The 25,279-nt window shown below is 56.2% G+C and carries 16 protein-coding genes and 1 pseudogene; 5 read left to right on the top strand and 12 right to left on the bottom strand.

The genetic code is table 11. The annotated features are described in order from the left end of the window. Window positions 1–9 precede the first annotated feature (9 nt). Window positions 10–2,712: an HzsA-related protein gene (locus HP15_RS10695; protein ID WP_041645290.1), complete on the bottom strand. Its 2,703-nt coding sequence runs from the start codon at window positions 2,710–2,712 to the stop codon at window positions 10–12. A gap of 170 nt (window positions 2,713–2,882) precedes the next feature. Between HP15_RS10695 and HP15_RS10700 the strand changes: the two genes are divergently transcribed. Genes HP15_RS10700 through HP15_RS10710 form a run of 3 tightly spaced genes read left to right on the top strand, consistent with a single transcriptional unit; the run spans window position 2,883 to window position 8,187 of the window. Continuing rightward, window positions 2,883–4,118 carry a hypothetical protein gene (locus HP15_RS10700; protein WP_039882063.1) on the top strand — a complete coding sequence of 412 codons (1,236 nt, stop codon included), beginning with the start codon at window positions 2,883–2,885 and terminating at the stop codon, window positions 4,116–4,118. 31 nt (window positions 4,119–4,149) lie between these two features. Further along, entirely contained in the window at window positions 4,150–6,615 is a 2,466-nt protein-coding gene (locus HP15_RS10705) for a LamG domain-containing protein (protein ID WP_014577489.1), read from the top strand. A gap of 12 nt (window positions 6,616–6,627) precedes the next feature. After that, on the top strand, window positions 6,628–8,187 hold the full coding sequence (locus HP15_RS10710; RefSeq protein ID WP_014577490.1) for a hypothetical protein: 1,560 nt from the start codon (window positions 6,628–6,630) through the stop codon (window positions 8,185–8,187). A gap of 21 nt (window positions 8,188–8,208) precedes the next feature. Here the strand turns inward: HP15_RS10710 and HP15_RS10715 are convergent, their stop codons facing one another. Next, entirely contained in the window at window positions 8,209–9,102 is an 894-nt protein-coding gene (locus HP15_RS10715) for an FAD:protein FMN transferase (RefSeq protein ID WP_041645292.1), read from the bottom strand. Between the two features lie 401 nt (window positions 9,103–9,503). Between HP15_RS10715 and HP15_RS10720 the strand changes: the two are divergent. Continuing rightward, window positions 9,504–10,753: pseudogene (locus HP15_RS10720) on the top strand (substrate-binding protein). A gap of 23 nt (window positions 10,754–10,776) precedes the next feature. Here the strand turns inward: HP15_RS10720 and HP15_RS10725 are convergent. From HP15_RS10725 to HP15_RS10770, 10 genes are all read right to left on the bottom strand, one after another. Beyond that, window positions 10,777–12,408, bottom strand: coding sequence for an NADP-dependent glyceraldehyde-3-phosphate dehydrogenase (locus HP15_RS10725; RefSeq protein ID WP_014577493.1), 1,632 nt, complete (start codon window positions 12,406–12,408; stop codon window positions 10,777–10,779). An 11-nt stretch (window positions 12,409–12,419) separates the two neighbouring features. After that, the gene (tpiA, locus tag HP15_RS10730; RefSeq protein WP_014577494.1) at window positions 12,420–13,226 is read right to left on the bottom strand and encodes a triose-phosphate isomerase; all 807 of its coding nucleotides are present in this window, start codon (window positions 13,224–13,226) and stop codon (window positions 12,420–12,422) included. A gap of 22 nt (window positions 13,227–13,248) precedes the next feature. Continuing rightward, entirely contained in the window at window positions 13,249–14,550 is a 1,302-nt protein-coding gene (eno, locus tag HP15_RS10735; RefSeq protein ID WP_041645293.1) for a phosphopyruvate hydratase, read from the bottom strand. Between the two features lie 163 nt (window positions 14,551–14,713). Then, complete coding sequence (locus HP15_RS10740) at window positions 14,714–16,720, bottom strand: methyl-accepting chemotaxis protein (protein WP_014577496.1); 2,007 nt, start codon at window positions 16,718–16,720, stop codon at window positions 14,714–14,716. A 213-nt stretch (window positions 16,721–16,933) separates the two neighbouring features. Continuing rightward, window positions 16,934–18,676: an ABC transporter substrate-binding protein gene (locus HP15_RS10745; protein ID WP_014577497.1), complete on the bottom strand. Its 1,743-nt coding sequence runs from the start codon at window positions 18,674–18,676 to the stop codon at window positions 16,934–16,936. A gap of 221 nt (window positions 18,677–18,897) precedes the next feature. Further along, on the bottom strand, window positions 18,898–19,173 hold the full coding sequence (locus tag HP15_RS10750) for a DUF2160 domain-containing protein (protein WP_014577499.1): 276 nt from the start codon (window positions 19,171–19,173) through the stop codon (window positions 18,898–18,900). An 11-nt stretch (window positions 19,174–19,184) separates the two neighbouring features. Continuing rightward, window positions 19,185–19,991 (bottom strand): carbohydrate ABC transporter permease, encoded by an 807-nt coding sequence (locus HP15_RS10755; protein ID WP_008174643.1) that lies wholly within the window; start codon window positions 19,989–19,991, stop codon window positions 19,185–19,187. 10 nt (window positions 19,992–20,001) lie between these two features. Next, window positions 20,002–20,868 carry a carbohydrate ABC transporter permease gene (locus HP15_RS10760; RefSeq protein ID WP_014577501.1) on the bottom strand — a complete coding sequence of 289 codons (867 nt, stop codon included), beginning with the start codon at window positions 20,866–20,868 and terminating at the stop codon, window positions 20,002–20,004. After that, the gene (locus tag HP15_RS10765) at window positions 20,868–21,968 is read right to left on the bottom strand and encodes an ABC transporter ATP-binding protein (RefSeq protein WP_014577502.1); all 1,101 of its coding nucleotides are present in this window, start codon (window positions 21,966–21,968) and stop codon (window positions 20,868–20,870) included. Before HP15_RS10765 ends, HP15_RS10760 begins: the two co-directional genes overlap by 1 nt. Beyond that, window positions 21,968–23,062: an ABC transporter ATP-binding protein gene (locus tag HP15_RS10770; RefSeq protein ID WP_014577503.1), complete on the bottom strand. Its 1,095-nt coding sequence runs from the start codon at window positions 23,060–23,062 to the stop codon at window positions 21,968–21,970. The genes HP15_RS10765 and HP15_RS10770 overlap by 1 nt, the downstream gene beginning before the upstream one ends. Before the next feature lie 334 nt (window positions 23,063–23,396). On the opposite strand from HP15_RS10770, the gene HP15_RS10775 reads away from it, so the two are divergent. Then, the gene (locus tag HP15_RS10775; RefSeq protein ID WP_014577504.1) at window positions 23,397–25,277 is read left to right on the top strand and encodes a sigma-54-dependent Fis family transcriptional regulator; all 1,881 of its coding nucleotides are present in this window, start codon (window positions 23,397–23,399) and stop codon (window positions 25,275–25,277) included. Window positions 25,278–25,279 lie beyond the last annotated feature (2 nt).

Raw genomic sequence — 25,279 nt, forward strand, 5'->3', positions numbered from 1 at the left:
GTCCTTGGATCAGTCTTCCGGAGCGTCGAACGGATTGTTGAAATACTGGCCGCCAATATCCAACCACTCTGCAATCAGTCGCAGTTCGGCGGGCGAGAGGAAATCCCTGTGTGAACCGTCGTCGGCGAATACGTCGAAGAAACGACTGGCACGAGCACCGTTGACGGACATTGAAGCCTGCACCGGCACAGTTACCAGGATGGGTTGTTCATCTCCGTTGGCGTCCAGAATGGGATTGCCTTCTTCGTCCCTCAAAACCTCCCCGGAGTCCACGAGCACATCGATCAGAGCGCCGTTCACCAGTTCCTGCTCACTGTCCGGGAAGAGCAGTTCTCTGTAGGCGTTGAAGTGTAGCGGTTCATCGGGTGACGGGCCATCGCCCAGATCCAGTTGTCCAGCCGGCACTTGCTGAGCGTCCGCCGCATCGGTGTCCGTATGGCAACTGGTACAGGTGTAGTCATCCACGACCGCCATGGTGTCCGGGTCCAATACCTCCCGATTGACGCTCCACAGCGGATGAATATGCTGCTCGTAGTTGATCACAATCCGGCAATTCGGCGCCCAGTCGGTGGCACATACGCCGGATATCGGCGGCGGTGTCTGCAGATCGGCATAGGCGTAGGCAAAGCTGTCAGGCTTGGGATCCACGGCATCTCCGGACCATTCATCGGCATAGATCACATCCGGCGTCGGCCGGCGAATCTCGTTGATGCGGGCAAACACCTGAGCCATGGTTTCACCCATGTCGGCAAACAGAGCCGGGTCGGTATTCGGGAACGGAAGGCTGGTGGTTGCGGCCCCACCCCACACGGACGCTGGACCGGCATCCGGTCTGCCATGGGGTGTCGGACTGTTCGGGTTGTGGCACCCTGAACATTCAAGGGTCTCGCCGGGGCGCACCGTGAGCCAGTTCTGGTGCCGGTTGCCCATAGCGCCACCAACACGCTGGCCTTTCTCATCGAGAATACTGATGGCAAATGCAACATTGGCGGGCACCGCCACCTTCACTGACCCATCGGGCTCTATCGGCACGTAGCCCAGTATCTCCCGCATCAGCTGAGCCCGGCTGCGGCCAAAGGCGCTGTTGTCGAAATCCCGGACATTCTCATCGGGGATGGCCACGGGCTTTTCCAGTCGAAGGAATCTTGCCGGGCGATCTTCCGGCGGCGTTTGCAGCGGATCAGCCATTGCAGCAATACCAGTCGGCGTGGTGTCCACTCCATCGATATCATAGACGCTTCGAATGTGCAGGACGCCGTAGCCGGCATCGCCGAGGGCCCCCTCATCACCCGTGAACTGGGATTCCGGGATGAACCCTTCCAGAGGCCGCTCCTTCATCAGGACCGCCTCATCAAACTGAACGCCCTCTACCGGCGGGACCACCGGCCGCTGGGTTTCGCTGTTGATATCCAGAAGCCACAAACCGTAGACGGGCTCTGCGGGTTGATAGTCTTCGGATTGCAGGCGATCTTCCGTGCAGTTCACAATCCGGTCGGTCGCTGTTTCACGCAACCGGCAAGGTGTCCAACTGACCAGGTAGCGGTTGGTACCATCAAGCAGCGGTGAAACCGATGCATAACTGCCCTTCAGCGATAGTTGGCCATCCAGGCCCACGCCGGGCACAAGCGAGCGCTGGCCCGAACCTTCTGTGCCATCGAGACGAAGATTGGCCTCAACAAATTGGTCAACATCGACTTCCGCCAACACAGACGCGTAATCATCTGTTTCAAACGGCCTTAGCTGCACGAGCAGATTGCCGCTGTCTGATTTGCGTGGCTGCAGGTACTGTATGTCGTTCGCTTCTGGAACCGAATCGTGGGAGTGACGACCGAAAAGATAACTCAGGCCAGTGCCGTCAGGGTTGACGCGGTAGAGGTTCACACCGTTGTTCCGGGTTTGGCCGGCATTATCCCAGCGGCTGAACACAATGGTGCCATCATCCGCCACCATGGGGTCGAGGTCGTGGCTCTGATTGAAGGTGATCTGTTCAATGTTCTGACCATCGTCGTCCATCACATGCAGAACAAACCCGGGGCTATCACCCTCCTCGTCCAGACCGGAATACTGGGGTTTGCCTTCATCAAGCAGCACCGCCTTGGAAATCCGCTGGCGGGTTGACGAGAAAACGATTCTGCCATCAGGCAGATAGGCTGGCGCAACGTCCTGCCCGGCCCCGGCGGTAACGTCCGAATCGATGATCCGGCGCAGGATGTCGGTACTAACGTCGTATTCCCAGATATTCCAGGTTGGCTGATCCTCGTCGTCTGCGTCCTCGATTTCCGGCGCACGCATGGCAAACAGCAGTCTGGAGCCGTCGTGGGAAACGTGGAGATCTTTCACGTCGTAACGCAACTGACCATTGTCATCAAGGAATTGCGGCCCCGCGAATGCTCTTGAGGCAATATCCCGCGTCTCGGCGTCCGCAGTGGCACTGGCCTTCAGAAACAGCCGCGCTCCGGGGCGGAAAGCGCTCGGGTCGGCCAGGTTGTCCTCGACAAGGGCCCCGGTATTTTCGTCAAAAAGCAGAGCCCGTTCGACATAAGCCACAGGGTTCTCGACGACAACCGGATCCGCCTGCTGACTGTCGCTGCTCGAAAGACAGCCAGACAGAGCAGCAAGCGAGCCGAGTGCGAAAGCCAGGCGAGCACTGCGAGAGATGGTTAGAGTGGGCGACTTAATTTCCAACGTGAGAAACCCTGTTTCGGATGACATTCCATGACATAAATTAAGTCGGTTCCGCTGGCAGGCTCCAAGGGTTTTACGTAACGCAATGTAATAACGTGGCCTACGGCTCAAAACGAAGGATATAGCAAGCCGTAAACTTTTAACAATTGTCAAAAAGCATTAATGTGCACATGCTATCGATCACCGAGGGAAAGGACATGACCGCCCGGAACAGGATCAGAAGCCTGCTTTGCAAGGCTTGCAGTACCGCAGTTCTCGTCGCATTGGTGTCTGGACAGGCCAGCCTTGTTCAGGCTGGCCCCAGGGAGCAGGCCAAAAGAATTCACGATCGGGTCGCCGGCGTGCCACCCTCTGAAGTCGTCCTTGACGATATGGCGAGCGACATAGAGTCCGGCAGAGCGATTGATGCCGCCTTCACGGCCATGCAAGACAGCGCTTTCTACGACGTCACCCTGAAGAATTTTGCAGCCCCCTGGACCAACGAGGCGATGTCAAAGTTCGTGCCCCTTAATGATTACATTGCCACGGTGATTGGCCTGGTGCGGGACGGGGAAGACTTCCGAAAAGTTCTGTATGACGATGTTCTTTACATCGGGAATGCATCCCTGAACCTGCCAAACTACTCCACCAGCAACAACAACCACTACGAATCCCTCGAGAACAGTGGAGCCAGCCTTAAGGACAACCTGGAGCGGGTAAACCAGTCGACCTACACGGGCCTTCCTCCCTCGGCCACCGCCGGCGTCATTACATCAAGAGCTTCCGCCCGGGCTTTCTTCAGTGCCGGCACCAACCGGGCGATGTTCCGCTTCACACTAATCAATCACATGTGCAACGACCTGGAGCAGGTTGCGGACGTTACCTTGCCCACGGACCGCATTCGCCAGGATGTTTCCCGCAGCCCGGGTGGTGACAGCCGGGTATTCCTGAACAACTGCGTTGGCTGCCACACCGGCATGGACCCCATGACCCAGGCGTTTGCCTACTACGACTACGAGTATGACGCCAACACCGACCCCGATGGAGAACTGGGCAGGCTGGTCTACAACGCTATTGGCGAAACAGATCCAGAAACCGGCTCCAGGGTTCAGGCCAAGTACCACATCAACTCTGCAACCTTCGAGCAGGGCTATGTCACACCTGACGACAGCTGGGATAACTACTGGCGCCAGGGCGCCAATCGCCGACTGGGATGGGATCCCTCACTCCCGGGTTCCGGCAGCGGTGCCAAGAGCCTGGGTATGGAATTCGCGAATTCCGAGGCCTTCGCAGAGTGCCAGGTCAAGAAGGTGTTCGAGAATGTCTGCCTGCGACCTCCCTCCGACAGCGCAGACCGTTCGCAGGTAAGCAGTATGGTTGCCAGCTTCGCAAGTCAGGGTTACGACCTGAAGCAGGTATTTGCAGAATCCGCCGTGTACTGCATGGGGGAGTGAGGACGCTATGAAAACATTTAAAGGAATTTCCATGAGCTCCCTCAAATCGGTCCTTGCCATCACTGCCCTGGCCCTTCTGCTTTCTGCCTGCGGGGGCGAATCCACGGAACAACTGCCGAATACCTCCCAGAATTCCGGCACGGTTACCTACAACGGGCCTGCCCCCTCGACGGATGATGTAGCCAACTTCAAACGCACCGTGTGGGACAACCTGGTCACCCAGGATAAATGCGGCGCGTGCCACGGCTCCAATGGCCAGACACCCACATTCGTCAATGAGCAGGACGTTAACCTTGCTTACGCACAGGCGAACTCTATTGTTAACCTGTCTGATCCATCCCAGTCCACAATGGTGACAAAGGTCGCAGGTGGCCACAATTGCTGGCTCCAGAGCACGTCAGCCTGTGTGGACATTCTCACCACCTATATTTCCAACTGGGCAGGCGGGTCAGAAGGCTCTGCCAAAACCGTGGAACTTCGCGCTCCAGCGCTCAAAGAACCGGGTGCCACGGTTGCCCTTCCAACCGACACTGGCCTGTTTTCCACCACGGTATACCCCGAACTCAGACAGTATTGCAGCGACTGCCATGCTGATGGTGGGCAAACCCCTTACATTGCCAGCGCCGATGTTACTACTGCCTACGATCAGGCGAAAAGCCGTATTGATCCTATGAATCCGGGCGCATCCCGACTGGTTGAACGTCTGCGCTACGACTTCCACAACTGCTGGGACGACGACTGCGAAGCCTCAGCCGATTTGATGGAACTGAAGATTCTTGAAATGGTCCAGGATCTGAGCGCCCAACCCGTGGACCCGGCAATCGTTGCTAGCAAGGCACTCAACCTGCAGGCAGACGGCCTGCTCGCAAACTCCGGCGGCCGGTTTGAAGACAACGTGATTGCCCTGTACGAATTCAAGTTTGGTGAAGGCCAGACTGCCTTTGATACCAGCGGCGTATCGCCAGCGCTGGATCTGACCCTGAGCGGAAACGTTGACTGGGTTGGCGGCTGGGGCATCGACCTTGGCCCGGCGGGCGAAAACGAGCAGGGCTTCATGATCCCCGCGGGCAAGGCCCAGGGCAGCACCACCGCCAGCCGGAAGCTGCACACCCTGCTGACCGCCTCCGGCGAATACAGCATCGAGGCCTGGGTCGCCCCGGGCAACATTACCCAGGAAGATGCCCGGATCGTGACCTACTCCGGCTCATCCACCACCCGCAACGTCACCCTGAGCCAGTCGCTCCAGCGTTACGAGGTACTGCATCGCAGCACCACCAGTGACGAAAACACGCCTTTCGCAACCCAGGACGCCGACATGCTCCTGCAGGCAACGCTCCAGCACGTAGTGGTTAACTACACCCCGGCGACCGGTCGCCAGATCTTTGTGAATGGCGTTCCAACCGGCGATGTTGATCCGGACGACGGCGGACTACTGACCGAATGGGACGACAGTTTTGCCCTGGTCCTGGGCAACGAGACCGATGGCAACTCGCCCTGGCAGGGCGCGATCCGGATGGTCGCCATCCACAATCGGGCGCTGACACCGGAACAGGTCCAGGCCAACTTTGAGGTGGGCGTTGGCCAGAAGTTCTACCTTCTGTTCGGGGTCTCTCACCTGATCGACCTGCCCGAGAGCTTCATCGTGTTCGAAGTCAGCCAATTCGACAGCTACGCCTACAGATTCACCAGTCCCTTCTTTATCAGCCTTGATGACTCCGTCGAGCCATCAAATATTCCGCTGCGTGGCATGCGACTGGGTATTAACGGCAAGGAGGCAACGGTGGGACAGGCCTGGGCCAATCTGGACGTTACCCTCGACAGTGGCAGCTATGAACCGGGTACTGGGCAACCTCTCTCCTCCCTGGGCACCATCATCGCTCTTGAGAATGGGCCCGGAAACGATGAGTTCTTCCTGACGTTCGACCAACTGGGCGGAAACAACTTTGCCCGCTCCGAACCCTCGCTGCCGCCGCAGCCGGAACCCGCTGACCTGCCACCGTCATCGGAGATCGGCTTGAAGACTTTTGACGAGATAAACGAGTCCATGTCGAGGATGACCGGTGTTCCCACAACCAATCAGGCTGTATTCAACACATACACCACCGTGAAGCAGCAATTGCCTACGGTAGAGACTATTCAGGGTTTCCTGTCCTCTCATCAGATGGCCGTTACCCAGATGGCCATCCAGTACTGCGATGCCCTGGTCTCAAATGCGCAGCTTCGGGACCAGATGTTCCCAGGGTTCGATTTCTCCGCCCCGGCCAGCACCGCCTTCGACCACGGTGGCAAGAGCCTGGTTACCGGGCCATTGCTGTCGCGCTTTGTGGGCAGCAACCTGGCATCACAGCCTGGTGACAGCGCAATCGAAACGGAGCTCAGCGAGCTCATGGATAGACTGACCAGCTGTGATACAGGGTGTGAGCCTGACCGCACAGAAACAGTCGTGAAAGCAAGCTGTGCCGCCGTGCTTGGCAGCGCCACCACCCTGGTTCAGTAGAGGAAGCCGATCATGTTTATACGCAAATCCCGTAAAAAGCCTTTGGCCAACGGCAGCCCACTGCTCCACGACGATCACGGCAAGCCACGGACCCGCCGCGAATTTATCGCACAGGGCCTGATGGCAGGCTCAGCGACGGTGTTCGGTGCTTCCCTGTTCAGCCTGTTCGGTAATCCGAGAACAGCATCCGCGGCGCTCTCTTCAGACCTGGAAACGCTGAAAGCAAGCTGTGGCATCGCGGTTCAGGGCGCCGGCAAGATTCCGTTTATCTGCTTTGACCTGGCAGGAGGCGCCAACATTGCCGGCTCTAACGTGCTGATGGGCAAATCCGGTGGGCAAATGGATTTCCTGAGCACCGCGGGCTACAACAAACTCGGGTTACCAGGTGACATGCTGCCGAACGACCCGGCGTTCGTGAACACTGAGCTGGGCCTGGCGTTCCATTCGGACAGTGGTTTCCTGCGCGGCATTCTCCAGAGCACGAGTGCCGGCACCCGAGCAGGAATCGACGGCGCCATTATTGCGGCCCGCTCGGAAAACGACACCGGAAACAACCCCCACAACCCGATGTACGGCATCCATCACGCGGGTGCCGACGGCTCCCTGCTCTCCCTCATAGGGTCCCAGAGTTCGGAATCCGGCGGTAACTCGCTGGCACCGATGAACCTGATCAACCCGGAGGTTCGCCCCACCAAGATTGACCGGCCATCAGACGTTACCGGCCTGGTAGATGTAGGCGACCTGATTGGCATTCTGGATCAATCAGACGCGGTCGCCGTGATGGAATCCATTCAGCGCATCAGCGACGCCAAGATGAATCAGGTCAACACCGGCATCTCTACAGACGACGTCGTCAAGGATCTGGTTCGTTGCGGCTACATCAAGAGTGCAGACCTGGCAGACCGCTTCGGCAATCCGGCAGAACTGGATCCAGAGCTGGACCTCGAAATCGTGGGCCCTACCGGCATCTTCACCCGCGATGAGTTCAATAATAACCGTGAGTTCCGCAAAACTGCGTCTGTCATGAAGCTGGTGCTGAACGGCTACGCTGGCGCCGGCACGATCACCATGGGCGGCTACGACTACCATACGGGTGAGCGCGGAACCGGCGAGCGTCGTGATGAACAGGCCGGTCGGTGTATGGGCGCCTGTCTGGAATACGCCGCCCGGGTAGGAATGCCATTGATGCTCTATGTGTTCAGTGACGGCTCGGTGTCGAGCAACGGCCGAATCGACGATTCCATGGACGGTCGTGGCAAGGGCGAATGGACCGGCGATAACCAGCAGACGGCCGCCTCGTTCTTCCTGGTTTACAACCCGGCGGGCCGCCCCGCTCCGATTCGCAGGCAGATCGGCTTCATGCGCTCTGATGCGTCGGTGGAAACGGCCTCCAGTCCTGCGGCCAACAACGTCAACCAGTTGGTTCAGACCGTGCTGCTCAACTACATGGCATTGCACGGGGAGCAGGGTGACTTCGGTACCCGTTTCAACGGCCACGGGCTGGGCAATGGGACATCTCAGGACAGCCTGATTGCGTTCTCGAATGTCGTGAACGGCACTATCGGAAATTGACGGAAACTGCTCGTTCCGCCCCTAGTCTGATTGGGGCGGAACGAGGCCTTCTGAAACGTGCATCATGCGCTGATCATCGATAACCACAACATCGATACCTTTCAAACGCTCAATCATCTCCAGTCCCTTTTTGGGCCCGAGCACGAAAACCGCCGTGGAGAGGCCGTCGGTTGTCAACGCATCCTCGCCGATAATGGTCACGCTTTGGACACCCTGGACCGATTTGCCGGTCTCAGGCGACAGGATGTGATGAACCCTTTCTCCCGCCTCATCCACGAAGAACCGCTCGTAGTCGCCGGAGGTGGACACGGCCACATCCTCGAGCGGCAAAACCACCGCGTTGCGCCCTTCTGAACGGGGGTCCCGAATGCCCACGTACCAGGGCCGGCCCCGCTTGTCCCCTAACAGTCGCATGTCGCCGCCAGCACTCAGCCGGGCATGGCGAATGCCAAAACTGACCAGACGCTCGATTCCCAGATCCACTGCATACCCTTTGGCGATGCCACCGAGGTCTACCAGAATCCCTGCCTGCCGGTATTCGACCGTCTGATCATCCTCATCAAGAATCACATCCCGAAAATTCACCCGCGGCAAGCCGGATCGAAGCTCCTCGTCCGTGGGCTTTTTGCCGGCCCTGAAGTCATACAGGTAACCCACTGAGCCAAAGGTGATGTCGAAGGCGCCCTGGCTGAGTAGAGAAACCTCCCGTGCTTTTTCAATCACCTCGAACAACCCGTCACTGACTTCTACTGGCCCGTCGGGTGCATTGCGGTTGAGCCTGGAGACCTCGGACTCTTCCCGATAGCGACTCATCTGTTCATCAACCTGATGAAAAACCGCCAGCACCTCTTTGCCAACCCGGTTCGCCAGCTCGTCATCTTCCGCCCAGAACTCCAGTTCGATAGGCGTTGTCATTGCAGTATCCGAAAACCGATACCACTCGGCGCTGGCCGACATCGGGACAAAGACAAGCCCCATTGCCGCCACAAGAGACGAAAGAGTCGATCCAATTCCGAATTTCCAGCGCTTTATAGTTACCAAGACCCACAAAACTCCATTGGCTGCCGCGAAGCCCACACCGGGCATTTCCGGAAAGTATATCCATTTCTTCGACCGCCGCCGAACCGATTCATGGGAACAACAGAGGCCAGACAAGATGCAGATCACTAACCTACAATTTGTTACCCAAAATTCCACTTTTGTCCCATTGTTGGCTTCATAATCAGCAGAGACACTAGCGTTGCTTAACAAATAATCAAAACAATGATTGGCAGCCCTTTTCCCCATTGGCGCTGCAATTCCGGAGGCCAACCTGAATGAACGTCAGAAAAGTACTCTTTTCTGCTTGTCTGCTGTTGCTGGCGAGCACCACTGTGTATGCCGAAACCCTTAAAATCGGCCTGAACTACCCGCAGACCGGTCGTTACAAGGATCAGGGCCTGCAACAACGTCTGGGCGCCTTTCTGGCGGTTGATGAAATCAATAAAGCCGGTGGCGTGATGGGGCGTCAGCTGGAGCTGGTGATCAGAAATACCCGCGGTGACCCTGCCCAAGGTGCAAAGAACACCGCAGAACTCATCGACCGTGAAGGCGTCCAGATGGTGTTCGGCGGTGTGTCCAGCGCCGTTGCCATTGCCTCAGGCAAAGCTGCTCGCGATCGCAACCGGATCTACTTCGGCACGCTGACCTACTCGAACGCCACCACCGGCGCCGAAGGGCATTCATACATGTTCCGTGAGCCCTACAACGCCTGGATGACTGCAAAGGCGCTCAGTCAGTATCTGACCACCAATCATGCGGAAGACGATTACTTCTACATTACCGCCGACTACACCTGGGGCTGGTCTGTGGAGGAGTCTGTTCGCAAGTTCTCGGGAACCGAAGACACTGACCGCCATCAGGGCGTGAAAACCCCTTTCCCCGGGCACTGATTACCGATTTCAGGGAGGCGCTGGAGCAGGCAGAGGCCAGTAACGCCAAGGTTCTGATGATGGTCCTGTTCGGCGACGACATGGTGAGAGCACTGAACGTTGCCTACGAAATGGGCCTCACCAAGAAAATGCAGATTGTTGTGCCCAACCTGACCCTGGGCATGGCTCGGCAGGTAGGTCCCACCATTATGGAGGGCGTTATCGGTGGCTCCCCCTGGGTATGGAACGTACCCTACGAGCTGAACTATCCGAGAGGAAAAGAGTTTGTTGAGGCCTTCTCAGCGCGGTATGAAATGCGGCCTTCTACCGCTGCGGCCTCAGCCTACAGCATCGTCTATCAATACAAGGATGCAGTGGAACGTACCGGAACCACCAATACCGCCAGCCTCATCAGGGCCCTGGAGGGACATCGATACACATTCCTGAAGGATGAGCAGTACTGGCGCGAATTCGATCACCAGAATGTCCAGACGGTGTATGTGGTGAAAGTAAAACCACGCAACACCATCATTGCTGACGAATACAGTTCCGATTATTTCAGCATCATTGATTCCATGCCCGGTGATCAGGCCGCACAAACCCGGGAAGAATGGGAAGAGCGGCGCCGGGAGGCTGGCAAGCCCCTCCAGCTCTAGTTCCAAGACAGAGGGTCCGGCGATCAGAACAGATAGTCGGTTGTCAGTATTTTCGAGCTTCGTCCCCGCACAATGCCGGTCACCAGGTCCCGATTGCTCTCACTGGACTTGGTGGCCACGGTTGTGCGAATCGAGAACACCCGAAGGGCATCCGATACCGAAAGTGTGCCTTCCGCGGAGTCTTTGCGTCCGTTAAATGGCAGGGTATCGGGCCCCCTCTGGCACTGGGCATTGAGGTTGATCCGACCCACCTGATTTGCAAGCAGATCAATCAGCCTGCCCACCGTGTCGGAATCCGAACCGAAGATACTTAGCTGCTGCCCGAAGCTGGAATCCCGAACGTGCTCAATCACTTCCTGCTCATCCGAGAAAGCAGCAACAGGAATGACCGGCCCGAACTGTTCTTCATGATAGATGCGCATCTCGGCAGTGACCGGGTAAAGCACGGCAGGGTGAAAATACGTGCCGTTGACCTCGCCACCACACTCATTGACCACGGATGCGCCCTTGGCGATTGCGTCGTCTACCAGTTCCCTGAGAAACCCGATCTTGCCCGGCTCGGGCAATGGCGTCAGCGATACGTCCTGCTCCCATGGCATGCCCGCAACCAGTTCATTGACCGCATCCGATAGCTTGCTGACAAACTGGTCCGCAAGGGAATCATGGACAAACAGCAGTTTCAGGGCGGTGCAGCGCTGACCATTGAAAGACAGCGCTCCGCTGATACATTCACTCACGGCAAGCTCAAAGTCCGCATCCGGCAGCACGATGGCCGGATTGTTAGCGTCCAGGCCCAGCACTGCCTTTAAGCGATGCGGTTTCGGATGCATCTGTTTGAGCGCTGACGCACCCCGGTGGGTTCCTATAAAGGCGAACATGTCGACCTTGCCGCTTTCCATCAATGGCCCAACCGTATCCCTGCCCCGTCCGAAAATAATGTTGATGACTCCTGGCGGAAACGACTTCCGGAATGCATCCATCAGCGGGCCAATCAACAGCACACCGTATTTGGCGGGTTTGAAAACCACCGTGTTGCCCATGATCAACGCCGGAATCAGCGTCGTGAAAGTCTCATTGAGCGGGTAATTGAACGGCCCCATGCAGAGGGCTACCCCTACCGGTAGGCGACGAGTCTGAGCCACCACGCCACCGACGATTTCAAATCTCGAGGACCGGCGGTCAAGCACCTTAAGCTCATGAATCGTATCGTTTATATAGTCGCAGGTCCGGTCAAATTCCTTGCAGGCATCTTTCCGGGTCTTGCCGATTTCCCACATCAGAAGCTTTACCACGGCCTCCCGATGGTTACGCATCTCCGCGAGGAACTGCTCGACATGTTCGATTCTGTTGGCGACAGACATGCTGGGCCAGTCGCCACTTCCCTGACCGTAGGCCTGAACCGCCGCGTCCAGTGCTTCCAGAGCAGCCGCCTCATCCATCAGAGGCGTCCGCCCGATCAGCAGAGGTTGAGGAACTCCGTCGCCTTGCGCTGCTGAGCAAATCGGGCTGCGAACCTCTGCATAAGAACCGTCCCAAGGACGCAGTTCGCCGCCAACAAGGGTATGATTTAAGTTCACGCCTCCCTCACGGAACTCCTCCGGCACATCGGTTTCTTTCGGGAAAAACGTGGTTTGCATCCAGCGTGTTGGATCCATTTACATCTCCATCAGTGGGTTTCGCATTCGCCGGCCAGAATTCCGGAAGCCTCAGCCAGGGCTCCGGCGATCGTTCCGAATTCATCCGCGTGCAGTGAGGCACCGCCAATCAAGCCGCCATCAACGTCGGCAAGGCTGAACAGTTCATAGGCATTGGCAACTTTAACGCTGCCCCCGTATATCACCCGCAGCTCCTCGCTGATGTCGTCGGCTGACTCGGGCGCGCTTTTGGCGAGGAACTGACGGATCTGTTGATGCACCTCCGAAACCTGCTCCGGCGTTGCTGTTTTGCCCGTTCCGATAGCCCAAACCGGTTCATAGGCAACGATTCCATTAGCCATGGCCGCCAGGCCGACCTCGTCAATCACTGCCTGTAGCTGCTGTTCGATAATCAGACCGGTACGGCCCGACTCCCTGTCTTCCAGAGTCTCACCGACGCATAGCACCGGTGTAAGGCCGGACTGCAAAACCGAGCGGTATCGGGCTGCCACCTCCTGGTTGCCCTCGCCGAACAGTAGTCGGCGCTCGGAGTGACCCACGAGCGCATACCGGCAGCCCATTTCCTGAAGCATGGTGGCGCTGACCTCGCCGGTGTAGGCACCAGAGACAAACCCGGATGCATTCTGGGCGCCCAGCATGATGCCGGTATAGCCAAGCAGATCACGCACCTGGAACAGGTACGGATGCGGCGGGCATACCACCAGATCAACAGACTTACGGAACATCCGAAGTCGGGGTAAGACGCGCACCATCAGGGCCTGGTTTGCCTGGAGGCTGCCATTCATTTTCCAGTTTCCAATCAGAATCGGTTTTCTCATGGTGTTTCTCCCGCAAAGAAAGTCATGTATCGAGGGCACAACGTATCGCGCCGACACCCGGATAAAACGCGTGAGCGCCAAGATCCTGTTCAATGCGCAGCAGGCGGTTGTACTTGGCAACCCGGTCTGATCGGCAGAGAGAGCCGGTTTTTATCTGGCCTGATCGCGTTGCAACGGCCAGATCCGATATGAAGGTATCTTCGGTCTCGCCGCTACGGTGGGAAATCACCGTGGTGTAGCCGGAATCCTGAGCCATTCCGATAGCATCAAGGGTCTCGGTCAGGGTTCCGATCTGGTTAAATTTAATCAGCACTGAATTGGCAATGCCCTTCCTGATGCCTTCGGTAATGATTGAGGTATTCGTGACGAAAAGGTCGTCCCCTACCAGTTGGACGCGTTCGCCAAGTTTTTCGGTCAGAAGCTTCCAGCCGTCCCAATCGCTTTCATCCATACCATCCTCAATCGAGGCGATCGGGTACTTCATGGCCAGATCGAGCAGGTAATCCGAGAACTCTTCGGAAGTGAACTGCTTTCCAGCGCTCTTAAGGTTGTAATGGCCATCTTCATAGAATTCCGACGCGGCGCAATCGAGGGCAAGGACCACATCGGATCCGGGCCGATAGCCCGCCTTTTCGATGGCCGCCAGAATCAGATCGAGGGCTTCCTCGCTGGAACGCAAATTCGGCGCGAAGCCACCCTCATCGCCAACCGCGGTGGAAAGGCCGTTTTTGCGGAGCAACGCCTTCAGGGCATGGAAGGTTTCCACTCCCATGCGTAGCGCCTCACTGTAACTGGGCGCCCCGACGGGCTGGATCATGAACTCTTGGATATCAACGTTGTTGTCTGCATGGGCGCCGCCGTTGATGATGTTCATCATGGGCACCGGCAGGATGCTGGGGCCGTTGCAGCCGTATAGCTCGGCAAGATACCGGTACAGAGGCTGTTGCCGATAATTGGCCCCAGCGTTGGCCGTGGCCAGGGACACGGCAAGAATCGCATTGGCGCCAAACTCTGCCTTGTTGGGCGTGCCATCCATTTCGCACATGAGCCGGTCCATCACCAGTTGGTCAAACACCACACGGCCCTCCAGTGCTGGTGCTATGCATTCGTTAACGCACCGGACGGCTTGCAGAACGCCCTTGCCGTTATAGCGCCTGTCATCACAGTCTCGCTTTTCAAGCGCTTCCCGGGTTCCTGTCGAGGCACCGGATGGCACCCGGCCCTGCCCGACCACGCCGTTTCGGAGTTCCACGTCCACTTCCACTGTAGGCAATCCTCGGGAATCCAGAATCTCTCGAGCCGTCACTGTTTTTATATGTTCCATGGTGTCGTTCCTGTCACATCATTGTTGTTTGTGAATTTTATTTTCGGATAACGAACATTCTAAACATCTTAATATTCGTAAACGAACATCTTCAAGCGAAAATGAACGTTGGATCAGACAAATTTGTTATATGAAAACAAAAGTTGGTCAGTTGCCGATTTGTTTATTGGATCCGAAAGCGAGCCATCAGTGACTCAATGTTTGTCACCGAATCCTCCAACCGGTCACAGGTTGTGACCAAATCATCAATGCTTTCAAGCCCTTCAGCCGCAGAACCGCTGATATCACTGACCTGTCGGGCCACCGACTGACTGACGTTTTCCTGCTCGTCCATGCCGTGGCGGATGTGCTCAGCACCCTGATGAATCCGCTCCATCGCCGAGCCAATTCTGCCTGCGCCCTCGGAAACGCTGGCCATCAGCTCACGCACAGATCGCAGCTGTTCGAAGCTGGAGTTCATAGAGCTGACCGATTCCGACGCTTCTGCCTGAAGCCCTTCTACGAGGCTCCGGATACTATCGGTGCTCTCAGTAGTCTTTTGGGCCAGACCCCGCACTTCATCGGCGACCACTGCAAAACCGCGACCGGCATCACCGGCGCGTGCCGACTCGATGGCGGCGTTGAGGGCCAACAGGTTGGTCTGATTGGCGATGTCATCAATTGCCTCGGTAATCCTGCCAATATCGAAGGACGCCTGCTCAAGCTGACGCAGCTTCCCTGCGGTCTGCTCCGCCTGGACCTCCAGATCTGCAACACAGTCCATGCCGCGTTTAGCGGCAGAGAGATTGTCGTCCACCTGGAGATTGACCTTGCCAACCAGATCATGGGTATCCCGAACCGATCTTGCCACCTCCCTTGCAGAAGCCTCCATTTCAGTCATGGCAGCCGCAATGGAACCAAGTTCGTCAGACTGAGTCCTTGTCCGTTCGTTGAATTCGCGGGCGAACCTCGCGTTGCCCGACGCAATCACCGAGATGTCTGACCCCGCCTGTTGCAAACTACCCAAAACCGTGGCCATGGCCTCCGACAGCCGGTTAACAGAACTCTTGAGATCAATAAATTCGCCGCAGGCAGGAAACTCGAGAACCTGTGAGTAGTCACCCTCGGCCATTGCAGCAAGATGAGCCTGGGTCACCTGCAGTGGCCTGCTGATCATTCGCCCCAGCCTGAACGAGGTTGCGAGCGTCAGAAGAACCACCACGGGCAACAACCAGTAGACCAATTTTTCCGAAGTCAGAGCGGTTGCATCCAGTGTGAACACCGAGGCGCTGGCACGATCAGAGACCGTCTTCGCAGCCTCATCCAGGGCTGACGCCAATGCTGCCAGATTCTCCTCGACCTCTCTGGCAACATTATCCAGCTCTAGCCGCCTCTGGCGATAACCCGAGTACTGGCTGATTATCCCGGCCTGGTCATTTACCGCAGACAGAAACGTCGTCACAAGTGCCGGCAAACCATCCAGACGTGGTACCTCCTCAACCAGGGCCGATATGTCCTGCTCGATGGTCTGGGTATTGAATCGGAGATTCTCGACTATGGCATCGAGCTGACGCGCATCCTCGGTGCTGACCATCTGCATGACCAACAACTCGATGTTCGCCAGATTCTCCATGACGGTAGTAAACAGATCACGGATGTAAATATCCCGGCCTGCCGGTTCGGTACCCTCCCGAACCAGGGTTCGTTTGATTTCCCCGTTATTGGCGAGAAATTCAGTCAGGCCAGTATTCACCGCATCCGAAACCGACAACACCCGTGCCTTGAGAGAGGCCAGCGCGTCAGTGCTGCGATCAAGTTTCGACAGCTGTGACTGAGCTGTCCTGTTGACAGCCTGCAGTGGAGGAAACATGGCAGAACTGTTCGTGGTTAACAGCGTGTCACCACTGCCGCGCAGTCGCTCAATGCTGTTGGAAAGCTTTTCCAGCCTGGCATCCAGTGCCTCCGGATCGTCGGCCGAGACTACCTCCACCACATACTTGGCGGTTTCAGAACGATGGGCTTCCATTTCCTGAATCAAACCGCTGAGCGGAAAAACATCCGATGTTAGTTTGTCCGTAGTTCCTGAAAAGGACGACATGACGCTGATATTGAACGCTCCCCAGCACACAATAATCACGCAAAGCAGGCCAAAGCCAGCGTACAAACGATGAATTACGGAGATTTTGTTCATTGGAAACACCCTTCCCGCTATCGACATGCAGAGGCGGGCCAAACGGTAGAAAAAGGGCCGGCAGGGTTAACCCCGGGAGGGGCTACCTTGAAATGCTTGATAAGGGGGGGACTATAAGCAACCGGCCAAAACCCACCGTGACAACGGTGCTCTGCCTGCCGCAACCAAAGGGTCCTGTTGCGACAGGCATTGCTCTTCAGGAATCAGCTCGCCTTAGCGCGCCTCTTCCCAGGTTTTCAGCAGCTCATCATAAGCAACGGTTTTGCCTTGCGGCTTCTCGTTTGCAAGCTTGGGCTTGGGTGCGCCTGGCTGGTCCAGCCAGTATTGCGGATCGCGCGGCTCATTCAGCTTCGGACCACAGGTCGGCTGGACATTGGCGCGCTCGAGGCGCTCCATGACACGATCTTGAGCCTGCGCAAGACCATCAAGGGCTTCTTGCGGAGTAGCTTCGCCACTGGCTGCCTGAGCGATGTACTGCCACCACAGCTGGGCCAGCTTCGGATAGTCCGGTACGTTGGTACCAGTGGGAGACCACTGAACGCGCGCAGGGCTGCGATAGAACTCAACAAGACCACCGAGCTTGGGAGCCATTTCAGTCATCGCCTCAGACTCGATATCGGATTCCCGGATCGGAGTCAGACCGGCAATGGTTTTTTCTAGAGAAACGGTCTTGGATACGGTGAACTGAGCATACAGCCACGCTGCAAGACGACGCTTCTCGGGCGTTGAGTCCAGGAAGGTCCAGGAGCCGACGTCCTGGTAGCCCAGCTTCATGCCTTCTTCCCAGTATGGCCCGCGTGGCGACGGCGCCATGCGCCATTTGGGTGTGCCATCTTCGTTCACCACCGGCAGGCCATCCTTGATCATGCTCGCGGTAAAGGCTGTGTACCAGAAGATTTGCTGGGCAACATTACCCTGAGCAGGTACCGGGCCGGCCTCGGAAAAGGTCATGCCTTGGGCTTCGGGTGGCGCATACTCACGCAGCCAGTCCACGTATTTCTCGGTGGCATAAACGGCAGCGGGACCATTGGTTGCACCGCCACGGCTGACGCTGGACCCTACCGGGTGACACTCTTCAACCCGAATACCCCACTCGTCGACCGGCAGACCGTTGGGCAGGCCCTTGTCGCCAGCACCCGCCATGGAGAACCAGGCATCGGTGAAACGCCAGCCCAGAGATGGATCCTTCTTGCCATAGTCCATGTGGCCGTAAACGCGCTCGCCATCAATTTCCTTCACGTGCACCGAGAAGAATTCGGCAATATCCTCGTAGGCTGACCAGTTGACAGGTACACCCAGGTCGTAACCGTAGATGTCCTTGAACTGCTTTTGCAGATCTTCACGTTCAAACCAGTCGGCACGGAACCAGTAAAGGTTTGCAAACTGCTGGGAGGGGAGTTGGTAAAGCTTGCCGTCAGGCCCGGTGGTAAAGTCGAGCCCGATGAAATCATCGAGATCCAGGGTGGGCAAAGTGAGGTCCTTACCAGCACCATTCATGATGTCTTCAACAGCCACCACTTTTCCATAGCGGAAGTGGGTGCCGATCAGGTCGGAATCGTTCACGTAGCCATCGTAGATGTTCCGTCCAGACTGCATCTGAGTCTGGAGTTTCTCGATAACATCGCCTTCCTGAATCAGCGTGTGGGTAAGGTTGATCCCGGTAATTTCGGAAAACGCCTTGGCCAGAACATTGGACTCATACTCATGAGTCGCTATGGTTTCGGAAACCACGTTGATGTCCATGCCACGAAACTGCTCAGCGGCTTTGGTAAACCACTCCATTTCCTTGAGTTGCTCTTCCTTGCTCAGAGTGGAGTTCTTGAACGCTTCATTAACCCACTTCTCAGCTGCTTCACTATATTGATCGGCACTGACATGCAGGCTCAAACCCAAGCTGGCAACACCAACGGCGGCGCTGAGCAACAGGGTCCTCGGATATTTATTGTTGTTGAACATATCCAACCTCGTTCGTCTTGTTATGAATGGAACGAAACAGCCGGGTTTCGTTTCCGCATTTATAGCGCTCTGGTCGCTATTCTTTTCACCGGAATCTCCCGTGATCGATTCCGATCATTAAACTAAAAATAGTTCGTTTACGAAATCATTACAAGTGTTTTTGCAGATTTTCTCGGGCGAAATGTTCGCAAAAACAACATAGCGAACATCCGGCTTCAAATTCATCCCCAACGCAACAACACCAGTAACCAGGCCACCGAAACCGCCAGCGCCACCCAGAGGGTGATATCGCTGACCGCCAGGAAGGTTAGATGTATATACGCAGCCGATAACAATCCGATAAACAACCGGTCACCACGGGTGGTGGCTATCGGCAGAAACCCCTTTCTCTCGGTGCACGGGGAGACAATTTCGTAAACCGTCATTACCGCTAGAATTCCCGCAATCACTGCAAAGAAGATGGCGACGGTCGGCGTCCAGTTCATCCAGGCAATCATAAAACGTCTCCTTACACGCGTCCGAGGGCGAAGCCTTTGGCAACATGGTTACGAACGAACCAGATCACCAGCAGGCCGGGAATAATGGTGAGCGAACCGGCGGCAGCCAGAACACCCCAGTCGATACCGCTCGCCCCTATGGTTCGGGTCATAATCGCCCCGATCGGCTGGGCATCCACGGACGTTAGCGTCCGGGCCAGCAGCAGCTCTACCCAGGAGAACATGAAGGCAAAGAAGGCCGTCACCCCGATCCCGGAACGAATCATCGGCAGGAACACCTTCACGAAAAATTTCGGAAAGCTGTAGCCATCAATATAGGCCATCTCGTCATACTCACGGGGAACACCGGACATGAACCCTTCCAGAATCCAGACAGCCAGGGGCACGTTGAACAGGCAGTGAGCCAGTGCCACCGCAATGTGGGTATCGAAAAGGCCAATGGATGAATAAAGCTGGAAGAAAGGCAGCAGGAAGACCGCCGGCGGCGCCATCCGGTTGCTCAGCAGCCAGAAAAACAGATGCTTGTCACCCAGGAACTTGTAGCGACTAAACGCATAGGCGGCAGGCAGGGCCACAAGTAACGTGATGACCACGTTGATCGACACGTAGATCATCGAATTGATGTAGCCGTTGTACCAGCTGGGATCCGTAAAGATCACGGCATAGTTATCCAGGGTGAAGTTCTGGGGCCAAAGGGTAAGCCCGCCCAGAATTTCCTGGTTGGTCTTGAACGACATGTTCAACAACCAGTAGATCGGAGTCAGAAGCAAAAGAATAAACAGCGTAATCCCGACGTTTTTCGAACGTGTCTGTCTCATCACACTCTCCTTATTTTTCTTTGTCGGCGTGCGTAATGGCGGTAAAGAAGAGCCACGAAATCAGCAAGACGATCAGGAAATAGATCAGCGAGAACGCGGCCGCGCGCCCGAGATCGAACTGCCCGATGGCCATAGTTGTAAGAGTCTGGCTCAGGAAGGTCGTGGAACTGCCGGGACCACCACCAGTCAGCACAAAAGGCTCTATGTAAATCATGAAACTGTCCATGAACCGCAGGAGAACCGCGATGATCAGAACGCTTTTAAGCCTGGGGAGCTGGATATACCGGAACACGGCCCATTTCGAGGCGCGGTCGATCTCAGCCGCCTGGTAGAAAGCTTCCGGAATCGCCCTCAGCCCGGAGTAGCAGAGCAGGGCCACCAGGGGCGTCCAGTGCCAGACGTCCATCAAGAGAACCGTCAGCCAGGCATCGAGGGTGTCTCCGGTGTAGTTGTAATCTATACCCAACTGATTAATGCCCCATCCGAACAGACCGATATCGCCGCGGGCAAAAATCTGCCAGATGGTGCCAACCACATTCCAGGGAATCAGCAGTGGAATGGCCAGAAGAATCAGGCACAGGGAACCCTTGATACCGGATTTCGGCATCATGAGGGCAACACCGATACCCAGAGGAATCTGGATCAGCAGTACCGCACCCGAGAATATAAATTGACGAATCAGGGAATCCTGCAGGCGCTCATCAGTCAGTACCTCTTTAAACCACTCTGTGCCTACAAAGAACGCCTGGCCCGGGCCAAAAATATCCTGGACCGAGTAATTCACCACGGTCATCAGGGGAATCAGCGCCGAGAAGGCAACGAGCAGGAATACCGGCAGCACCAGCCACCAGGCTCTATTGTTTTGTACCTTTTGCATCACTGTTGCTCCTGTACCAGGAATTCATCCACATACAGCTTCAGCCATTGCCTCGGGAACGAGAGGTGAACCTTACTGCCAATCGATGCGGCGAACTCCTCGCTCTGCCGGACTTTCATTTTTTCATGGTCAAGCTGAACGGTAACAATCTTGTAGGTACCCAGGTCCTCTACATCCAGGACCTCGGCCTCGAAGGTGTCGTCTGAAGCCACAGAGGACACTTCCACAAACTCGGGACGGATTCCGATCTTGATGTTGGTGGACCTGGTCCGCTGCAAGACATCTACCTGCCAGGACTCGAGTGACACAACTGTGCTTCCGAAACACACGCCCCGGGGACACCGCTGCACTTCAATAAGGTTCATGCCGGGGCTGCCAATGAAAAAGCCCACGAAGGTATGGTTGGGCTGTTCGAACAGCTCGGTCGGCGTACCAAACTGGACAATCTGCCCGCCGTACATCACCGCTATCTTGTCGGCAAAGGTGGAGGCCTCGAGCTGGTCGTGGGTGACATACACCATGGTGATGTCAAACTGCTCGTGAATCTGCTTTAGCTTGCGGCGCAGTTTCCACTTGAGTTGCGGATCGATCACCGTCAGTGGCTCGTCGAACAGAATCGCGGACACGTCCTCCCGAACCAGGCCGCGGCCCATGGATACCTTCTGCTTTTCATCCGCGGTCAGGTTCTTCGCCTTCTTGTAGAGCTTGTCCTCTATTTCGAGGACCTCTGCAATCTCATGGACGCGGGCCTTGATCTTGGAGGCTGGCACCTTGTTGTTCTTCAGTGGGAACGCCAGGTTGTCGTATACCGTCATTGAGTCGTAAATGACGGGGAACTGAAAAACCTGGGCGATATTCCTGTCCCGGGGAGACAGTTCATTGACCCGCTTGCCGTCAAACAGAACATCACCTTCCGAAGGCTGAACAAGACCGGAAATAATGTTCAGCATGGTGCTTTTTCCGCAGCCCGACGGACCGAGCAGAGCGTATGCACCACCTTTGTGCCAGACATGGTCAAGCTGGCGAATCGCGTAATCATCCGGCCCGGTAGGCATATCGCTGTAGCTGTGGGCGAGTGATTTCAATTGAATTTCAGCCATCAGACAGACCCTCCTGAAACCTGGGACGGTGTGTGCACCAGTTGCTCGTCGTTGTCGAAAACGAAAAGCTTGTTGATTGGCAGGTACACCTTGATGGGTGAACCCGTGTGGTACTGATGCACGCCCATCAGTTGCAACACCATTTCAAAGTGGCTGTTCTCAACGTGCATGAAGGTTTCAGAACCACTGATCTCACTGAGCTCCACCTCCATGGACATCTCCAGGTCATCATCACTGGTGGGCACCAGACCGATATGGCTGGGACGGATCCCGAACCAGTAATCACCCGGTTTCAGCTTCGCCAATTCCTGCGTGAGCGCGTGGTGGGAGTATTCGTCGAAGGTCACCTCGGTTTCGGAAACCCGGCCACGAATCATGTTCATTGGAGGCTCGCTGAACAATTGTGCAGCGAGAGTGTTCACCGGTGCCCGATAGACATCCATCACCGGGCCGGTCTGAACGACCTGCCCCTCGTGCAGTAATGTTGTTGTACCGCCGAGTGCAAGGGCTTCATTGGCCTCTGTGGTTGCGTACACCGCAATACACTGGCGCTCGCGGAACAGATCCCGCAGTTCCGCCCGGAGCTCTTCGCGCAGCTTGTAATCAAGGTTGACCAGTGGCTCATCGAAAAGCACCAGGGTGGCATCTTTAACCAGCGCCCGGGCCATGGCCGTTCGCTGCTGTTGACCACCCGACAGTTCCAGGGGATAGCGCTTCAGCAGAGGGTCAATCCGGAGCATCGACGCGGTTTCTTTCACCCGACGATCAATCTCGGACTCGGTCATCTTTGCAAGCCGCAGGGGCGAAGCAATGTTTTCGTAGACCGTCAGGTTGGGATAATTGATGAACTGCTGGTAGATCATCGAAATATTACGGTTCTGTACGCTCTGCCCTGTTACGTCCTCGCCGTTGTATATCAGACGGCCATTATCGGGCTTGTCTAACCCGGCCATCAATCGCATCAGCGAGGTCTTTCCGGCCAGTGTCCGGCCGAGCAGAACGTTAAAGGAACCTGCCTCAAAGGTGAGGTTGGCATCCCGTATGTAGTCGACACCGTCGACCTCACGGGAGAGATTCTCCAGTGTTAAGGACATAGGCTTTCCTTTTTGTTCTTGTGGAAACGCGCTTCGGGACCGGCATACACCGACCGCGAAAATTCGATTTCGAATCCACTAACGCAAACGGTGTACCACTTCTTTAAGGTTTGTAGGTATCTCTACCTACAGCACTGTTTTTCAAGACTTTAAATTTTTATGACGATTTCCTATCCGAAAATAGCAATGTTCGTTTAGCAATACTTTGTTCAAAATGAACATTGACGTGAACAGCATTTGCACAGATTATTGAGCAACAGCAAGAACAGGCCTGTTCCACTTTGCTGCTCGAATCGTCAACCAGAACAACAAACGAAAAACTGAGTGACGCCTGATGAGAAAAAACGAATATTCGGATTATCGAAGTGTGATTGCCGATTCCTGGAACCGCTGTATTGCCTGGGGCCTTGATCACGATCATGAGCCAGCACCATTGAAACCAGAGCCGGCGAGGTTAGAGGAGATAAATCGACAGCACAGCGAACTGCTTTCGGTGACCGAAGCAGAAGTTCTGCCCTATTACCGAAACGTCCTATCAAACAGCCGATGTCTCATCCTGCTTGCCGATCAGCACGCAACCGTACTCAGCAGCTGGGGTGATGAACGCATCACCGAGACCCGTCTCAAACCCTGGTTCCAGACCGGTGCAAACTGGCAAGAGCAGAACTGCGGTACCAACGCTATTGGCACATCAATTGCAGTGGGGGGGCCCGTTCAGATTCAGCGTAATGAACATTTTCTGAAAACAAACCGGAGCATCATCGGCTCTGCCGCACCGATTTTCGATGCCCACCGCCAGATCGCGGGTGTTCTGAGCGTGTTTAGCGACGCCTATCTGCCTCAGGCTCACACGTTAGGCATGGTGCGACTGCTGTCCCAATCTGTGGAAAACCGCCTGATCAATCGTCAGTTCGGGCCGGATCACTTCCAGATCACCCTGAATACAACGGCGGACAACTTCGATAGCCCCTGGTCCGGCATTCTCGTGTGTGATGATTCCGGTCAGGTGATCGCCAGCAACCAGAGGGCAGATCAGCTTCTGGGAATGAACACCGTCGAAGCCAGGCTGGATGAGCTATTCACCCGCCACCGGAATCACATCCTCGGCCACCCTGAAACAGAAACCCTGCAACTGACCACCCGGAGCAAGGTCCGTCTTAGTGCCCGGATCAAACGCCCCACCCGAATCCCCGACGCCAACGGAAAAACAAAGCCGTCTCCAGTACCGGAGGACCTCCGACAATCCGCCCGACCGCTCGACATCGACAATCTTGATTACGGCGATTCCGCGGTCAAACGCTGTGCTACGCAAAGTCTCAAAGTTCTGGAGCGGGGTTTACCGGTACTCATCACCGGCGAAACGGGGGTAGGCAAGGAAGTGCTGGTGAAAGCTCTTCACCGCGCATCCCACCGCAAGGACCAGCCGCTGGTCGCGGTCAACTGCGCAGCCATTCCGCCGGAGCTGGTCGAATCGGAATTGTTCGGTTATGAAGCCGGTGCTTTCACCGGCGCAAGGGCGCAGGGATCACTGGGGTTCATACGAAAAGCGCACAAGGGCGTTCTGTTCCTCGACGAGATCGGCGAAATGCCTCTTTCTGCGCAGTCGCGTCTATTGCGTGTTCTACAGGAAAGGGTCGTTACACCGGTGGGATCCACCGACAGCGTCCCGGTCGATATTCTGTTGGTTACGGCAACCAATCGACCGCTGACCACCCGGATTGAAAACGGCCATTTCCGGGCCGACCTCTACTACCGCATCAACGGGTTGTGCGTCGAACTCCCAGCCCTTCGAAACCGTGCCGACAGGCGGATGCTGATACAGAGCCTGTATGCCCGGCACCGGGATCCGGGTCAGTCTGAGCAACTTTCACCGAAAGTCCTTTCGGCCCTGGAAGCCCACCCCTGGCCCGGTAACATCCGCCAACTGGTAAATGTGCTGAGGGTCGCCATCGCAATTGCCGACGGCGAGCAGGTGCAGGTTTGGCACCTGCCAGAAGATTTTCTTGCAGAGTTCGAGGCCAACCCCCTTGAACAGAGCGATCCACCGATGCAGGAACAGCCAGTTGCTGGTTCCGAAGCAGAAACCGAGGACACCCTTGCTAGAACCCTGCAAATTTACCGGAAATGCACCGGCAATATCTCGCAGGCGGCCAGAGAACTGTCCATCAGCCGCAACACCCTCTATAAGCGCCTGCGGGAAATGGGTGTTCGCTGACG

The organism is Marinobacter adhaerens HP15 (genome assembly GCF_000166295.1).
GTDB classification, from domain to species: Bacteria; Pseudomonadota; Gammaproteobacteria; order Pseudomonadales; family Oleiphilaceae; genus Marinobacter; species Marinobacter adhaerens.

What these genes read in the sequence shown, in the direction of transcription:
- HP15_RS10705 (WP_014577489.1), top strand. Translation starts at nt 4,150, where the DNA reads ATGAGCTCCCTCAAATCGGTCCTTGCCATCACTGCCCTGGCCCTTCTG.
- HP15_RS10715 (WP_041645292.1), bottom strand. Translation starts at nt 9,102, where the DNA reads ATGACAACGCCTATCGAACTGGAGTTCTGGGCGGAAGATGACGAGCTG.
- HP15_RS10745 (WP_014577497.1), bottom strand. Translation starts at nt 18,676, where the DNA reads ATGTTCAACAACAATAAATATCCGAGGACCCTGTTGCTCAGCGCCGCC.
- HP15_RS10750 (WP_014577499.1), bottom strand. Translation starts at nt 19,173, where the DNA reads ATGATTGCCTGGATGAACTGGACGCCGACCGTCGCCATCTTCTTTGCA.
- HP15_RS10710 (WP_014577490.1), top strand. Translation starts at nt 6,628, where the DNA reads ATGTTTATACGCAAATCCCGTAAAAAGCCTTTGGCCAACGGCAGCCCA.
- HP15_RS10765 (WP_014577502.1), bottom strand. Translation starts at nt 21,968, where the DNA reads ATGGCTGAAATTCAATTGAAATCACTCGCCCACAGCTACAGCGATATG.
- eno (WP_041645293.1), bottom strand. Translation starts at nt 14,550, where the DNA reads ATGGAACATATAAAAACAGTGACGGCTCGAGAGATTCTGGATTCCCGA.
- tpiA (WP_014577494.1), bottom strand. Translation starts at nt 13,226, where the DNA reads ATGAGAAAACCGATTCTGATTGGAAACTGGAAAATGAATGGCAGCCTC.
- HP15_RS10775 (WP_014577504.1), top strand. Translation starts at nt 23,397, where the DNA reads ATGAGAAAAAACGAATATTCGGATTATCGAAGTGTGATTGCCGATTCC.
- HP15_RS10755 (WP_008174643.1), bottom strand. Translation starts at nt 19,991, where the DNA reads ATGAGACAGACACGTTCGAAAAACGTCGGGATTACGCTGTTTATTCTT.
- HP15_RS10695 (WP_041645290.1), bottom strand. Translation starts at nt 2,712, where the DNA reads ATGTCATCCGAAACAGGGTTTCTCACGTTGGAAATTAAGTCGCCCACT.
- HP15_RS10725 (WP_014577493.1), bottom strand. Translation starts at nt 12,408, where the DNA reads ATGGATCCAACACGCTGGATGCAAACCACGTTTTTCCCGAAAGAAACC.
- HP15_RS10740 (WP_014577496.1), bottom strand. Translation starts at nt 16,720, where the DNA reads ATGAACAAAATCTCCGTAATTCATCGTTTGTACGCTGGCTTTGGCCTG.
- HP15_RS10760 (WP_014577501.1), bottom strand. Translation starts at nt 20,868, where the DNA reads ATGCAAAAGGTACAAAACAATAGAGCCTGGTGGCTGGTGCTGCCGGTA.
- HP15_RS10700 (WP_039882063.1), top strand. Translation starts at nt 2,883, where the DNA reads ATGACCGCCCGGAACAGGATCAGAAGCCTGCTTTGCAAGGCTTGCAGT.
- HP15_RS10770 (WP_014577503.1), bottom strand. Translation starts at nt 23,062, where the DNA reads ATGTCCTTAACACTGGAGAATCTCTCCCGTGAGGTCGACGGTGTCGAC.